The sequence below is a fragment of the Thermogladius calderae 1633 genome (assembly GCF_000264495.1).
GTDB lineage: Archaea > Thermoproteota > Thermoprotei_A > Sulfolobales > Desulfurococcaceae > Thermogladius > Thermogladius calderae.
Genome location: NC_017954.1, coordinates 678,410 through 693,091 on the forward strand (window position 1 = coordinate 678,410; position 14,682 = coordinate 693,091).

The 14,682-nt window shown below is 53.0% G+C and carries 15 protein-coding genes; 5 read left to right on the top strand and 10 right to left on the bottom strand.

Annotation, left to right across the window (positions count from 1 at the left end; translation table 11 throughout):
• Positions 1 to 36 precede the first annotated feature (36 nt).
• The 3 genes from TCELL_RS03915 to TCELL_RS03925 all read right to left on the bottom strand — a co-directional run bounded on the left by TCELL_RS03915 (position 37) and on the right by TCELL_RS03925 (position 3,368).
• Positions 37 to 1,164, bottom strand: a complete 1,128-nt coding sequence (locus tag TCELL_RS03915) for an ABC transporter substrate-binding protein (RefSeq protein WP_048163071.1) — start codon at positions 1,162 to 1,164, stop codon at positions 37 to 39.
• Between the two features lie 74 nt (positions 1,165 to 1,238).
• Complete coding sequence (gene dph5 / locus TCELL_RS03920; protein ID WP_048163073.1) at positions 1,239 to 2,021, bottom strand: diphthine synthase; 783 nt, start codon at positions 2,019 to 2,021, stop codon at positions 1,239 to 1,241.
• Positions 2,022 to 2,024: 3 nt separating this feature from the next.
• A complete protein-coding gene (locus tag TCELL_RS03925; RefSeq protein WP_014737425.1) occupies positions 2,025 to 3,368 on the bottom strand; it encodes a hypothetical protein in 1,344 nt (447 codons plus the stop codon).
• A 118-nt stretch (positions 3,369 to 3,486) separates the two neighbouring features.
• On the opposite strand from TCELL_RS03925, the gene TCELL_RS03930 reads away from it, so the two are divergent.
• Positions 3,487 to 4,266 carry an isopentenyl phosphate kinase gene (locus TCELL_RS03930; protein WP_014737426.1) on the top strand — a complete coding sequence of 260 codons (780 nt, stop codon included), beginning with the start codon at positions 3,487 to 3,489 and terminating at the stop codon, positions 4,264 to 4,266.
• Here the strand turns inward: TCELL_RS03930 and TCELL_RS03935 are convergent.
• Positions 4,263 to 4,682: a hypothetical protein gene (locus tag TCELL_RS03935; RefSeq protein WP_014737427.1), complete on the bottom strand. Its 420-nt coding sequence runs from the start codon at positions 4,680 to 4,682 to the stop codon at positions 4,263 to 4,265. The two genes, TCELL_RS03930 and TCELL_RS03935, sit on opposite strands and share 4 nt — an antisense overlap.
• A 61-nt stretch (positions 4,683 to 4,743) precedes the next feature.
• Here TCELL_RS03935 and TCELL_RS03940 point away from each other — a divergent pair, with 61 nt between their 5' ends.
• Positions 4,744 to 4,956 (top strand): hypothetical protein, encoded by a 213-nt coding sequence (locus TCELL_RS03940; RefSeq protein WP_014737428.1) that lies wholly within the window; start codon positions 4,744 to 4,746, stop codon positions 4,954 to 4,956.
• 23 nt (positions 4,957 to 4,979) lie between these two features.
• Here the strand turns inward: TCELL_RS03940 and TCELL_RS03945 are convergent, their stop codons facing one another.
• The 3 genes from TCELL_RS03945 to TCELL_RS03955 all read right to left on the bottom strand — a co-directional run bounded on the left by TCELL_RS03945 (position 4,980) and on the right by TCELL_RS03955 (position 9,251).
• Positions 4,980 to 6,446, bottom strand: coding sequence for a DUF2139 domain-containing protein (locus TCELL_RS03945; protein WP_014737429.1), 1,467 nt, complete (start codon positions 6,444 to 6,446; stop codon positions 4,980 to 4,982).
• A 138-nt stretch (positions 6,447 to 6,584) separates the two neighbouring features.
• The gene (locus TCELL_RS03950) at positions 6,585 to 7,445 is read right to left on the bottom strand and encodes a protein-tyrosine phosphatase family protein (protein ID WP_014737430.1); all 861 of its coding nucleotides are present in this window, start codon (positions 7,443 to 7,445) and stop codon (positions 6,585 to 6,587) included.
• A 357-nt stretch (positions 7,446 to 7,802) separates the two neighbouring features.
• Positions 7,803 to 9,251, bottom strand: a complete 1,449-nt coding sequence (locus TCELL_RS03955; protein WP_014737431.1) for an MFS transporter — start codon at positions 9,249 to 9,251, stop codon at positions 7,803 to 7,805.
• Between the two features lie 126 nt (positions 9,252 to 9,377).
• On the opposite strand from TCELL_RS03955, the gene TCELL_RS03960 reads away from it, so the two are divergent.
• Positions 9,378 to 9,881 carry a hypothetical protein gene (locus tag TCELL_RS03960; RefSeq protein ID WP_014737432.1) on the top strand — a complete coding sequence of 168 codons (504 nt, stop codon included), beginning with the start codon at positions 9,378 to 9,380 and terminating at the stop codon, positions 9,879 to 9,881.
• A 46-nt stretch (positions 9,882 to 9,927) separates the two neighbouring features.
• A complete protein-coding gene (locus TCELL_RS03965; protein WP_014737433.1) occupies positions 9,928 to 10,812 on the top strand; it encodes a hypothetical protein in 885 nt (294 codons plus the stop codon).
• 6 nt (positions 10,813 to 10,818) lie between these two features.
• Here TCELL_RS03965 and TCELL_RS03970 read toward each other — a convergent pair whose 3' ends face one another.
• Together TCELL_RS03970 and TCELL_RS03975 are read right to left on the bottom strand one after the other, a co-directional pair.
• Positions 10,819 to 12,096: a vWA domain-containing protein gene (locus tag TCELL_RS03970; protein ID WP_048163686.1), complete on the bottom strand. Its 1,278-nt coding sequence runs from the start codon at positions 12,094 to 12,096 to the stop codon at positions 10,819 to 10,821.
• 8 nt (positions 12,097 to 12,104) lie between these two features.
• On the bottom strand, positions 12,105 to 13,247 hold the full coding sequence (locus TCELL_RS03975; protein ID WP_014737435.1) for an AAA family ATPase: 1,143 nt from the start codon (positions 13,245 to 13,247) through the stop codon (positions 12,105 to 12,107).
• A gap of 91 nt (positions 13,248 to 13,338) precedes the next feature.
• Here TCELL_RS03975 and TCELL_RS07490 point away from each other — a divergent pair, with 91 nt between their 5' ends.
• Positions 13,339 to 13,485: a hypothetical protein gene (locus tag TCELL_RS07490; protein WP_014737436.1), complete on the top strand. Its 147-nt coding sequence runs from the start codon at positions 13,339 to 13,341 to the stop codon at positions 13,483 to 13,485.
• Positions 13,486 to 13,515: 30 nt separating this feature from the next.
• Here the strand turns inward: TCELL_RS07490 and TCELL_RS03980 are convergent, their stop codons facing one another.
• A complete protein-coding gene (locus tag TCELL_RS03980) occupies positions 13,516 to 14,667 on the bottom strand; it encodes a DUF401 family protein (RefSeq protein ID WP_014737437.1) in 1,152 nt (383 codons plus the stop codon).
• Between the last annotated feature and the right edge of the window lie 15 nt (positions 14,668 to 14,682).

Here is a 14,682-nt window from a genome sequence, read left to right on the forward strand (position 1 = left end):
AAAACGATTTTGTCATTGTAGACTCCGGTCATAAACTCAGCCTTTCTTGGTCCGCCTCCCCGTCAGCAACCCGGCTGCGAACGCTATGACGAGAGAAGACACTACTAACGCTAGGACCCAGCTGGACTGGTACGTTGTTTTCTCGATCGTAATAGTCATCGTGAAAGTCGACGTCTCGGTCTTAGTCTCCGTGTACGTCACTGTTGCCGTTTGTGGAGTAGTAGTCGTAGTAGGCAGTGGTACCGCTTTACTCAAGGCGTCGTAGAGTACGCTGGGTACTAGGGCTACTAGTGGTGAGGGCCTACTTAGTATGTCTGTCTCCGTGGAATTCAAGTAAACTACCTTGGCACCCAGGCTAGCTAGACCACTTTTTTCCACGTCTTCACGGGTGACCCCCATAGAGGCCACGATGACCACGTCTGGTCTCCAAGCGGCAATATCCTCGATGCTCACAGCTCTCCATCCGTAGGATCCGGCGGCGTTCTTGAGTCCCAGCCTGGACACGAGGTCGTTGAAGTACGTTGACTTGCCAGCTACCCAAATACCCTGGTATATCCCCACTACGTACAAGACGCTTAACCCAGCGTATCCGCTTAGCAGTCTCTTACCTTCATTTAACTGGGCTTCTATGTTGTTTATTAGTTTGGTTGCCTCGCCCGTTCTGTTGAAGATCAGCCCTATCGTGTATATGTCCGAGTAGACGTCTTCGATACTGGTGGCACTACCTCCCTTTAAGTATACTACAGTGAGGTTGTACTCGACGAAGGTGTTCAGGAGTGGTCTGTGCGCACCAGCGTCTGCTAGGACTAGGCCTGGCTGGAGTGACAGGATTTTCTCGATGCTTATCGCACTCCACCAGTAACCGCCTACATCGGTCACGTTTCTGGACTGGAACTGACTAGAGGCGTTCATAAACCAGTCGCTGTAGGAGTAGTGGTCTACGCCGACTATCTCGTTAGAGAGGTTCAACGCAAGTAGCGTCTCCGTGATAGACGGGGACAACGAGACTACTCTCTGTGGCGTACGCGTCAGGTTGACAACTCTGCCGAGCGCGTCGGTGATCGTCAGCGTACTCGCGTGCGATACGGCGGATAACTCCGTTACGTGATAAAGCGCGAGGGCTGTGAACACCAGTAGCAGCAACGCCTTCTCTTGCTTGGACATTTCGTCCAACACCCTGGCTAATTGAAATACCCCCGGGACCTTAAAAGCGTTGACTCAGCTAGGCCATTGCGTCGCTAAAGACGCTTCACTAGCCTCTCGTACAGTTTCTCCGGTAGACCGCAGTTGTACCTTAAGCTCTCCACCTCCATGAAGTGGAGGTCTCCCGTGACTATGAGGGAGTGCGGGGGGCCGGGGTACTCGTACCCCCCGAGGTTCGGGACTAGATCTGCCACCATGTACTCGTCGCTGAACCCCAACCTCGCTAGCCCCACACCGACTCTCCCGGCTAATAGCCCCTCCTTGTCCCCCTCCAGTAACATGCTTACAGCCTCCTGGACGGTCATCGCCTTCGACTCCTCAGCCCTCCAGTCGAGTAGTATAAGTGTGTGCAGACCTCTAGAGGTGTTGTCCTGTATAACTCTCAGCACGTAGTCGACGGAGGAGGGGTCGTACGTCAGGGTCACAGTCCTGCCCAGCTTGTAGAAGTGAAGCCCACTCCTACTGAAGGCTAGAGAGACCACTGTTAGACCGTTCACGACTTTCACTTCCACACCTCTTTTAGCGGCCTCTACTCTTATGGCCTCGTGGGTTGTGGCTATTAGCGGGTCGCCTGGTACAAGTATAGCTACTTTCCTCCTCGCCGCTTCTTCGACGATCCTCTCAATGCCCACGCCTTCCAGGTCGCTACGCTTAGCGAGCCTGACCTCTTTGCGCCCGATCAGTTCTATGATCCTGTTGATGTCCTCGTGGATGCTAGTGTACGTGTCGATGATTACGAGGTCGGCTGACTCGATCGCCTGGATCGCCTGTAGTGTTAGGTCCTCGTACTTCATCCCTATACCCACTAGCAAGAGCAACACTTACCACCCTATCGAGCGCCAGGCAACTCTCATTACGTAAATGATCGCAGCGTTGTAAACTAAGGTTACCATGATTGAGGTGAGGGGCATAGCGTTGTAGAGGCTCCTGAAGATGAAGTAGGACGTGGGGCTGGACTTTAAGAACGAAATGACGACCGCCAGCGGGTTGTGGTACCCGTAGCTAGCGTAGAATATTCCCTCGGCAGGTTCCCAGCTAGAGTCCTCCACAATGTATATGTCCCCTCCGACGATCACCGCAGTGTAGAACGTAAAAAACGGGTATATCGCGAGGCTCCACATGGGCAGGGCTACGCTCACCTTCCTTAGCTTAAGGCCTAGACCCCCTCCTAGTATGGCCGACATTGCTATGAGAAGGGGGGTCAACCAGGTCAGGTAGTTGAGACCACCCACTTTGTTGAAGACCAATATTCCACTAACGACCAGAACGTAGTAGAACAGCGCTTTCTCCCTGTACACTCCCATGCGGATTAGCTTGTAGAAAAAGTAAGCCATGAACGCTACGAAGGGCACGACCCAAGCCCACGTAATGAACTCTGGTAAGAGCTGGACGTTGAACGATACCGCGTAGAGGGGTATCGCCCACAAACTCAGGTCTTGCGGGTAGCGGAAGCCGTGGAATAAGAGGCTTTTTGCGACGAAATCTACCGGGTCGTACAGTAGGAAGGGGAGCGAGAACAGTACGATAGGCGCGACGAAGTACACAAGAGCCTTTACGAGCGCCTTCTTGAGCCCGTGGCGTTTGAGTATGTAGGCGAAGGGGATCAAGGCGATGAACACGAAAATCTGCTTAAGAAGAGTAACGAGAGACGCTACTAGCAGGCTTTTTTCCGCTTTACCCTCCTCGAGAAGTATCATGGACAACAGGATGAGCAAAGCTACGAGGAGATCGAACTGAAAGCCCGCCAAGGTTGAATATGCGCTCAGATTAATCAGCCACAGTAGGCCGGCCGCGTACCCGTACCTCCTCCGGAGGATGAGATAGATGAAGTTAAAGCTCAATATGAAAGGTATCTTGTCGACCAGGACTACTAAAGGGTTTAAGGGGCCTGCCTCGAACTTGAGTAGGTTTGCGAGACTTAGCCCTAGCCAGTGGAAGAGTAGGAACGTGTAGACTGTCAAAGGAAAGTAGGCTGTCTTCGAAGCTAGAGAATACGTTTTACTCAAGCCGTACTTGGTCGCTATATCGTACCACTGCTCGAAGTACCTGTAATCGTAGTAAGCGGTTGTGAAAGGCGCTGCAAACGCTATGAAGATATTGGCCACTATTAACGGGATCCAAGACCTCTCCAGCCTCTCGACGAAACGATTGACGACAAAGCGCATGTACTTAAACCACCGCACGAGTTTTTAATCGCATTCAAAATCTAGATTAGGCGATCGAAGATAAAAATAGGCTAAGGGAAGATGAGCGGCGGTGAACCCCGCGGACCTAAGTGGACCTGTGGTCTACCTTAAAGCTGGAGGTAGCTTCCTGACGATCAAAGAAAAGCCTTTCAGCCTTAACTTCCGCGCTTTGAGTTCCCTAGCTAGGATCCTGAAGGGGGTTCCAGCCGAGTTACCTTTGGTTTTAGGTAACGGGGGCGGCAGCTTTGCCCACATAGTAGTAAAAGCCATGCGCGATAAATACGGCGCCAGGCCCCTGCTTGTAAGGTGTCAGTCAGCAACACGATGGCTGAACAAGCTGGTGGTCGACTACCTCGTGTCTGAGGGGGTCGATGCCACCTCTATTCAAACAAGCGCCATTATCACTGGGGGGCCCGGTGGGTTCGTAGTCAACCACTTGCCGGTCGTTATGTCGATCAAGAGGGGTATTAGACCCGTGGTTTACGGGGAGTGCGTTTTCACCGAGGATGGCTACTCCGTGCTCTCCACAGAGGCGGTCTTCACACTGCTTGCGGAAAGGATTAGGCCGTCACTGTTCGTCTTCCTCATGGACGTGGAGGGGGTCTACACGTGCGACCCAAAGAAATGCGAGAAACCCGAGCTCGTCTCGAGGATCGACAGCAGTAATGCTACGAGGGTCCTGAAGAGTTTAGGAGATCGGTCAGCTGCCGACGCTACAGGCGGGATATCCGGCAAGGTCAGGTCGGCCATAGAGCTCTCTGCCAAGTTCAGGGTCCCAGTGCTCTTGATGAGCGGGTTCAACACTGATGACGCTGTCAAAGCTTTAACGGGACACCTCGAGGACGTTAGAGGAACTGTCGTCTATATCGAGCGTTAGACTAGGTAGATAGCAAGAGTCCCTTGTGCTAGGTCAACGTAAGGCTCCCTCTTACGCGATACGACAATACACGAGATACGCCTGGTAATAATCAGGTAGTCGATCAAGCTCTCGCCCGGGGTGGTCACTGTCACGTACTCCTCGAACCCTAGGTCTACACTACTTACCACGTATTTTCCCAAGTCTAGCTCCTCGCTACAGTTCACCGCGCTCGCGGGCTTTAGCTCATCGTGTTCCACGTAGATGTACTTCTTTCTCTCGTCGCTCGCTACGCGATACGACTTGGCCTGCTCGAATACCACCCCTCTGGGCCTGACCTCTACGTTGAAGCTCCCCTCAATCGTTAAGGCGTCGTCCGCTAGTTTGACCAAGAGGCCTGACGAACCCCACTTCACGCACTTCCTCTTACTGCTCAACGTCTCACTCTACCTTTTTAAAGAGCCCGAAATGGTTACTTAAATAGTAAGGGGGTTTCCCATGCCGAGGAGCCCAGTCGTGATATTGCGAGAGGAGGCGAGAAAGAGGGGAGTAGAGGTCCTAGATGTATACTCGTTCAAGGAGGTAGACCTGGTTAGAGCTAGGGTGGGGGGCAAGGTCGTTGTTGTCGAGTCAGCTAAGAAGGTCTCGACTCTCACAACAAAGGACGAGGTCGTCAAGTTCGTAGAAGACCTCCTTAAAAAGTCGGCGTGAATGCCAGCAGTGGACCTAAGAAGCTACTCTAGGACTATATACACCACCGCTTTCTCGTCGGGGTTCATCAACTTAAACGAGACTATGTTGTCGTGACTGCTTAGGTCTACTCTGTTCCAGCCCTCAGAAATGGAATAGCTACTAGTGTCGACAAGCCTCGGCGGTAAGCCTACATCGTACTCGCTCACCTTGAGAGTGTTGGGCTTGCTCGAGAATACCCTCAGGTGGGGCTCCTTGTACCCGGTTAATGGTACGCCGCCAAAGACCCTACTGCCCACAGTGGAGCCCTCGACCCTGAAAACGACGGGTGGTTGTCTACCCGTGAGGATGCTCTCCTCGCTTACGCTCAAGACCTCTCTCACCCCGATATCGACCTTGGTGGCGTCCCTTCCTCCCAGGTTGGGGGAGTTGTTCGTGCCGAGTAACACGTCGTTGCCTCTTTTGGTCATACTCGTGATCCTGGCGCCTGTTGCGAGGACTATTCTAGCAACTGGTGGAGTTATGTAGACGAGAACGGAGGGGCCCACGGTGTAGTTCAGAGTCTTGACCAGACTTTTCTTGGGCTCTGCAACGTGTAGGACTCCGTGAGAGTAGGCGTTGAACGCGGCTAGTACACCGCCTCCGATTACGAGGGCGTTGCTCCTGGAGGGCGAGTACTGTGTGCCCGGAAAGTCAAACAAGCGAACAAACAAGGGCTCTTCGACATCGGGCTCTACAGGGTTCCCTACGAGTAGTCCACCCCTGAAGAAGTGCCAGTACCTAGCGTAGGCTGAGACCGCGTAACCACTACCCCTGTTCTCGACGCCTTCACCATCTACGCTAGCAGCGGCCCAGTCCCGGACACTATAGTAGAGCATCCTCTTCTCGTGTGGGTCGTAGCACTGGACCCCGTCTACACCCCTCCTCCAGTCCGGTCGCATGTCGAAGCATGCGAACTCAAGAAAGAGGCTCCCCTTCAATCCCGGGATGTCGCTAAGCCTCTTTAGCTCGCTACTGGACCTATCGAGCTCGAATATCCCGAGGTTGAAGTGTCCGTCGGCCCTAGCAAGTAGGAGTTTGTCGTTCAGCCAGTCGTAGACTATCTCGGATACCTCACCAGCCCATTCTCTCTCACTTCTGGCAGTCTCGCTCCAAACCAGCTTAACAGTCTTTTCGTTGATGTTGTACTCGTGGACGTGGGAGTACTTGTATCTGAAATCGATCTCACCGGCAAACCCCTCTCTTAACTTGTAAACAGCCGGATTGTGAACCCACCCGCCAAAGTATATGTACTCGTCCACGGTCTCGACAGCGTTATACGTGTCCCCGCCCGATGAAGGGCCCGGCCCTAATAGCTCGAACCTATAGACCGTCTCCTCGTTGTCGTGCTGGAAGTGCGCCTCCCCCTCCATTGATATCGTGTAGTACAGGACTTTCCTGTAGTAGGTCAAGCCAAATACTCCGCCACTACCCCACTCGGGGCCGTAACCCGGCTTGAAGAGGTAGTCCATGACCTCACCAGGCTAACTCTCTAATGGTGCGGATAAAAAATGATTTCCTTCTCAGCACACGAACCACAATCCTAGAGAATAAGTTACCCTCACGGTACTCCAGGAGAGAGCCCACAAGAGCTCCGAGGGCCAGGAGCTTTAGAAAACGTAGTCCATGTAGAGACCCGTCTCCACGTGGATGCCTCTCACCCCACTCAACTCCAACTCTGTCGAAACCCCCGTGACTTTGGAGGCTATGTCATCGCACGGCAAGTCGCACAGTAACCTCAAGTACAAGACCCCGCCCTCAACCTCGCCGTCGAGTACGACGACCCTCCCGCTCATGTCCTGGTCTAGCACTACAGCCAGTCTCGCGATGCCGGTAACGTGTTCGACCCCACCGCTTCTCACCCCCTTTATAACGTCTTCAATAGAATTCCTCAGCTCGCGTTTCCCCATGCCGATCAAGTTGCCCAACTCTATCACGAACTGTACAGCTTTGGACAAGTGGAGAAGCCGCTTAGACTCAAGCTCGCTGGCGAGAGCTTGGTATTGGGAGATGACGCTCTCTCTACCCATGAGCTCGACGAGAGTACTGAAGTCTTCGAGGAGCCTGAACTGCCAAGGTATCTCGAAAGCCCCACTGACGATATTCCTAACAGTTTTTACTGCTGTGTAAAGGTCTTGGCCCCTATAGATTAGGTAACTACCAGTGACTTGGCTACTCCTCCCAACACCCCCGGAGCAGTGAACCAGTACCCTACCACCTCTTACGCGGTGTCTCTCGATGAAGTCTATGGAGCCTATAACGTGGACTAGTTCTACGGGGTGAAAGTCGTGAGTTGGAGCATGGTAGACCTCGACGCCTTTAGATGCTAAGGCCATTATAAGGTCCTCGGGCCTTTCCTCTTTTGAAAGGAGGTTGACGACCCCTGTGAACGCGTTTTTCACGATGTCGACGTCGCTGAGACTCGGTCGAGGAGACTGCGCTAGAAGCCCAGGTATAATCCACTTGAACATCACACCACGCCCGCCGAACGGCTATCCATGTCCTCGCCAGCATATAGGCTTAGACATAGTGGAGACAGCCTATTGGTATGTAGCAAAACAACCTGGCGGGCAACGCTAAGTCCGTCTTCGAGCTCTTAGACCTCTGTCGCGGTACCGCTTTCGGCTAGTCGATGACGCAGGTTTTTCTTAGACCAGCTTTATACTGGGCACATGGTGCTTAGGCAGGAGAAATATCCTAGAGGTCTAGCCCTCAACGTGGCTCGCGCTCTGGGTTAATCCTTAGACCTAGCCGGTTTCGCGCGTTCAAACAGCGGTCACGAGAACTGGACAAAAAGTAGTCCGCCTCAGAGCAGGTCTCTTCTACTCCTATAAGCCTCTAAAGGCAGCGGCCTTCTGGCTCGGGGCGGCTTGCTTGAGCCTAGATATTGAGAACGGGATAGCGGAAGCCATTACTATGGACTGAACCAGGAACGAGTACTTTATAGCGTGCCCCAACAAGGCCGTCCCACTGCTTGTCAACAGCGTTGAGCCTGTTTGACTACTGGTTATGAGCATTGATGCCATCTTGTAAGGAATGAAGTTCGTTATAGAGAGCACGGCTATGTTCAAGCTCGCCACAAACCCGACGTTGAAGGATATAGTCCGGAGCGATGAGGCTACACCCCGCCTCTCCGGTGGGACGGACAACATTATACTGCTCGTATTCGGTGAGACGAAAAGGCCTGTGCCCATCCCTAGGAGCGACTCGTACATGAGGATGCGTGTTGTGGTGTTGACTGTGTACAAGCTGAACAACGAGAACGACGAAATAGCGAGGCCTACTGAGGACACAATTGGATATCCGACCAAGTCGGAAAGGTAGCCTCCTAGTACCCCGAAGACTAGAAAAGCTAGCTCGTACGGAGTTATCAGCAGCCCTGTCAGGCTCGGGGAATACCCCTTCACCACCTGGAAGTAAAGTGCCAGGAGCGTCATAGAGGCCCCGAACCCTACCGAGTAGAGGAGTTGCGCTATTATACCCCCTGTGAAAGCCCACGACTTAAACAGCCGTAGGTCTAGTGCCGGACTCCTGGTTCTCAACTCGTTGAAGACGAAGAGCGTTAGGGCCACGAAGCTCAGGGCGAGATTTGCTAGAGAAACGTCGGCAAAACCATATCCGTGGAGTGTCAACCCTACGAGTAGGGCCGACATGAAAGCTGTGAATAGCGTGAAACCGGTGATGTCTATGACAGGCCTCTCCACTGGTACGTAGATGTCTTTCAGCCTCGCGTGGGACCATAAAAGAATGAACAACGAGATCGGCAACTGTACTAGAAAGATCCACCTCCACCCCAGGGCATCGATTATGAACCCGCTTACCGACAACCCGACTAGAGCGCCAACTCTCCACGATACCTGGTTTATGCCCAGCCATGTCGCCAACCTCTCTTTCGGGACGTAGTCGGTGAGCAGCGTGATCGTTAACGACATCAGAAAGGCCCCTCCAATACCCTGGAGTAGCCTCGATACGATGAGGACTGTTGAGTTTGGTGCGGCGCCGGCCGAGAGAGCGGAGAGCCCGAATATGGCTACACCGAGGTTGAACAACCTCACTCTACCATACAGGTCTGCCAGTCTACCGACGACCAACTGGATTACAGTAGACCCAAGCATGTACCCCTGGATAATCCAGATCGACTGCCACAAGTCCGCGCCGAGGCTAGAGGCTATAGTAGGTAGGCCCACTATGGCGAGCCTTGCGTTAAACCCTGTAAGGAAGTTGACAAGCGTGGTCACGGACAAAACTTCCAGTATCCTTCTGAACTCTTGCTTCATATTATTAACACACCTTGACGAGTCCTGGTTAAACTTTTCGACTTCTAAAGCATACGAGGCTTTTAAATGAGGCCAGACCCGACGGCTTAAAAACCGTTATTCTGGGCATTCAATTCTGGTGTAACAATGTCTGTTGAAGTGACCGGCAACGCTTTAGCCGACGCGAACGAATTCCTTGAGGACGAGGAAAGGCTCTTAGCAATATCGTACTCTATCGATGTCTCCATTTCATTGTACACGGTGGGTAGCGAGGACGAGAAACACGAGGCCACCAGGCTCATCTGGGCCAGCATCAACGACTGGCTCGGACTCGTAGGTCCGCTAGGCTACTACGAAGGGCTTGTTGACCATGTTTCGAAGTTGAACCTGAAGAAGATATGGGATGCAAATATCGACCAGGAGCTTGTCGAACTGGCACTTCACGCGGGCTGGTACTGTAAGAGAGCGGAGCTACTGGACCTCCGAGATAACGAGTCGCTGGAGTACTGTAGAGACGTGGCGCTAGAGCTGTTCAAGGCCCTAGGGTCGGACCTCAACCATGTATTGGATGTCTTTAGGGACGAGTCTAATCAGCCCGGCTTCTACTCAACCCTCATCGGCCTAGCGATGGTTCTCTCCTCGAACGCCTGATTTTTATCCTAGTTGCGCTATTAACGAACTCCCGAGGTCGACCAGATTGGATAAACCCGGGCTTAGCATCAAATTCGAGCTATTGCTTGTCTATGTAGCCGTCGCGGTTGTGCTCGTCGTCATCCAGCAGCTAGTTCAGCCTTCTGTCTTGTACGGCGTCTTCCCAGACAACACGGGCGTCAACATAGCCCCTGTGGGGCGTGTAGCTGTTGTGATCACGGACTTCAACGACGCTAGAGGAATATCTGCTAGTACCTACTTGTCCGGGTTCGTGCCGGCTCTACAAATAACGCCGGCCAATAGGGGTGATGTCCTGGTTGTGAGGGGCTACGGCCCGGACTGGATCCAGATAATACTACTAGTCGTCGGTCTAGGCGTACTGTCTCTGGCGATCTCGAGGACGAAACCTAACGTCACCTGGGACAAGGTACATGCGCTACTAGTACTCATCTTAGTCGTGGCCGCCCTGTCCACCTATACTTACTACACGGTAGCAGTAGAGAAGAACCCTGTTATGGCTGGCTGGTATGCTAGGGTCACCGACAGGCCCTTTGACAAGATCAACATCACAGGCGTAGGGTACGAGCTAGGCGTCCTAGACTTCTTCAACGGGAGTTACTTGCTAAACGTAAGGACAAACGCTAGTGTGATAGCCATATACACGCCTGGGGTGGGCCTAGTCTACTGGCAGGGCTGTTTAGGGACTGAGGGCGTCCAGTACATGTCCAAATACTTCACCACCGAGAACCAGACATACGTCCTAATTCAGCCCTGGAACTCCACTGTCTACTACAGTAGAATAGAGTTCGCGAGGTATAGGAGCGGAATGGAGGGCCTAGTATACCTCACGATCTCGGTTGCTTTCTTGGCCTTATCGGTTCTGGTACAGGTGTTATACCCAATTTTACGCCGGCGCCTGGTCAGTGAGTAAGAGTGTTTACCTTGGGATCGCGTCAACAACCGTTAGCAGGTCTCCCGACCCGAACTTCTCCACTCTGAGGTACCTGTAGGATATCTTCTTCAAGCTCTTGTTCTCGCCACCAACCATGACTGTGATAAGCCTTGCCCCGGCCTTCCTTAGCCCGTAAGTGACCTGTTGCTCGGCGATCCTGTCGATCCCGTCAGTGATCAGGACTATGTCGGAGACGTTCTTTGTCTGCCCCGTTCTCAGGTCTGTCGTCGCGGTTATGATGGCCCTTGTGATATCGGTACCCCCGCTCCCTCTCACGCTCGCTATGTAGTCTATCATCTTTACAACTCGCCTGGCTTTCAGCTTTCTCTCGATCTTGACGAGAGGGTACGTTATACTGTCGAAGAACCTGAAGTAGAAGTCCCTGAACTCCCTACTAGCCTTCATGAAGATTGCGAGCGCCACGGCTTTAGCCCACGTCATCTTCAACCCGTCCATGCTACCGCTCTTGTCGAGGAGGACGTAGACGGGACCCTTACCCTTGCTTAGGACTTTCTTGTACAGCAAGAGCCTTCCCTCGACGAACCTGAGGTCGAACAACTCTTCTGGCAGAGCCAAGTTCGAAGACGCTACTCTCTCGACGTCCCGACCGAGCTCGTACCCGTCGTACTCGCCTCGCTTGAAGTTCTGCTTCTCTTCGGTTGTAGTGAGCATCCAGGGCTTGAGACCCTTGATCAACTCCAAAATCTTTGACACGTCCAGGTTCCTAGCGAGCTTTAACAAGTCCATGGAGTACTCCTCTAGCTCGTACAGGCTCGAAGACCCCGGTTGATCCCCTTCGGCTATCTTCTTTAGCGCTTTCACGTTGTCTACGATGCGCGCTGTCGCTTCTACCGCTCTCTCTACTCTCTCTCGGATGTTCTTCTCTTGACCCTCCTTCCCCTCACTCGGGTGATAACCTCTCGTACTCTCCTCTATTGCCTTGATTAGCTCGCTGGCGAAAACAGAGGCCGCCAGTGAGCTAGTGAAGGAGTCGAGTACCGTCTTACTCCTGACCTCGCTGAACCTCCGCGACTCAAGTAAACTCTTAACGACCGCGTAGTGTCTCTCCAGACCTTTTTCGACGTCGTCCACCAGGACAGGTGCTGGGAGGTAGAAGGAGTAGAAGAAGTCGGTGCTCAACGCCTCATTTAGGTCTGGCGGTCTACGGCCCTGGATCAACGTTATGAGCCTTATTACCTTATAACCCCTGTACTTGACGACTGGGTCGTCGTAGTTGATTCCTGCCAACACGCCCTTGGCCATCAATACCACTACAACGAGAGCTTCTTCCTGATCACCTCAATTAGCTCCTCGACCTCTACTAAGAGCTTACTAGCCCTCTCCCGGATCCGCTGGTCACCGGCCTCCTCCGCCAGTTTCCTGACCCTCTCTTTCACTGACTCGAAACTCCTCAAGTAGTCGACTAGCCGGGGGTCGAGGTCCGACAACTTACCGATGTACCTGAACGCCTCCTTGACGTTATTCTCGATCTCCGAGAGCTCTCTCGCGAGCCTCTCGCTCGCCTTGACCTCCTCGAGCAAGATGCCGTAGACCTTCTCGTACTCCTCCCTGTCACGTGCTATTATGTACTTCAAGACCATCAAGTCTTCCTCGACAACCTTCATCCTCCCGTTGATCACCGCCATCGCCGCGAGGGCCTTCAGGCTCTTCCCCTTCCTCCTGTCCGTTATGTGAATCCCCTGGTCCTCGAATATAGCGAAGAGGCGTAAGACTTTGTCCTTCACGCTCTTCACGTCGACCGAGAGTACTAGCTTGTTCAACTCTCTTATCTCGTCCATGGACAAGACGGGCCTTGTCGCCCCGAAGCCTCTAATCTCGATCTCCCAGGCCGCGTCCAGTAGGCTGCTCCACTTGTCCTCCTCGACGGGTCTGACGAAGTGCCTGAAGAGGAACCTGTCGTACAATGCTTGTAGCTCCGGCTCGTCGGGTACGTTGTTGGACGCCGATATGAGTGTCCACAGCGGGACTCTTATCTCGTTGTAGCCGTCGTAAATTATCCGCTCGTTCATCAGCGTCAAAAGAGTGTTTAGTATAGCCGAGTTTGCGTTGAATATCTCGTCTATGAACGCTATCTCCGCCTCGGGGAGCTTGTTATTGGTTATTCTAACATACTTTCCCACCTTAAGCGCATTTATGTCGATCGGCCCAAAGAGCTCGTCCGGCTCTGTGAACCTTGTGAGCAGGTACTTGAAAAACCTGGCGTTTATCAGCTCGGCCGCCCTCCTAGCCATCGCCGACTTCGCAGTACCCGGCTCGCCGACCAGGATAACGTGCTCTCCTGTCAAGACACCAAGGCTTATGACCAAGGCCTCCTCGTCACGACCCACAAAAGGCCTGGAGAGCTCCTTGACAAAAGTGCTTGCCTTCTCGAAAAGTTGTTGTATACTACTCATCCATACACCTTCTATCCTAGTTTAGCTTACGGGACTATTTTATCTTTACCCGCCTCCTTTTAAACAAAGAAATCACCCATAACAAGCAGGGGTGTCGACGACCCGCGTCAATAGGTTCAAGAAGAGGACAAGCTACTGGATGTGGCTCAGGCTAACGGGGACTCAGGTCTACACGGACCCACTCGCATACACGGTTTTCGTGAGTAAGAGGAGGCTTGAGGCTACTTCGACTGCCTGACCTCGTTGACGAGTGGCCAAAGCGAGTCTTCTACAAGAACATCTTCAATATGAGGCCCGTTATCACCGACAATGCGGTCGCCGGTAAGAGGTACTTGTACACCCGCCTCAGGTTAGCCTTGTAGAACTCGGCTGAGAGGACAAGGCAGGCGTGGACTGGGCTGAGCATACTACCGGTAAATCCGCCTAAAAACCCGTAGAAGACGTTCGCCGGGTTTAAGTAGGGCCTGAAGACCGGGAACGCGATCGAGCTGAAGGTGAACTCGAACCCCGTAGCTATCACAATGAGTGCCGTTACCACGAATATGGAGACCTCGACCTGTCTGAGGAGGGTTCCTAGCTCGTATGCCAGGCCGCTCTCGGATATGGCATGCCCGTAAACCAAGCTTGCGGCGACTAGGACTAGGATAGGGGGGTTCAAACTATACTTCAGGGCTCTAATGTGTTGTTCCAACTGGACTTTGTATACGAGCGTGTAGACCAGTATCGTGATGAGAACCGAAAAGAAGACGTTGATGTTGAGCACTAGGTTGAGGACGGCTATGGATACGAAGGGCCACAGGTGTACGAGGCCCCGCAGCTCCCTTCTTTTGACCGTGTTCCTAAGTCTCATAAAGTAGAAGAGGAACGGTAGTCCCGAGGCTATGCTCGCCAGGATTATGGGGAGGTTGTTTAAGGAGATCTCTCTCACGTCCATACCGGTTATGTACGAGGCTATTATCACTCCTTGATACAGTGGCCACACAGTGATCCATATGTGTCTGAACCAGAAGTTCAAGAAGGTCTTTTCCTCCGGCGTTAACTCAGCTTTTTCGTACACGTCGTTGACCAAGGTGGCCGAGACGTAGGCGCCTCCAGGCATCGGCAACAGGCCGATCACTGCGGGTATTGAGACACCCGCTAGTCTAGGGCTTACAGACTCTAGCGACTCAACCACCTGCTTAGAAATCGAGCTCCCCCGGTACAACTCGGCGAGGTACATAGCCGCGACTAGTGAGGCGAACGTTACGAGAAAGCTCTGGTTGACTGCGTGCCACCAAACTACGGGAAACGTGGATCCGTAGGTCACTATCGAGAACAGCGTGAGCGAGGAGAGGACAGAGATGTAAGGCTTAAACCCCGCTACTAGTGTGCCTATCATTAGAGCTAAAGCCGCTATGAAACCGGCTGTTAACACGGACATCCCAGATCACTTAAA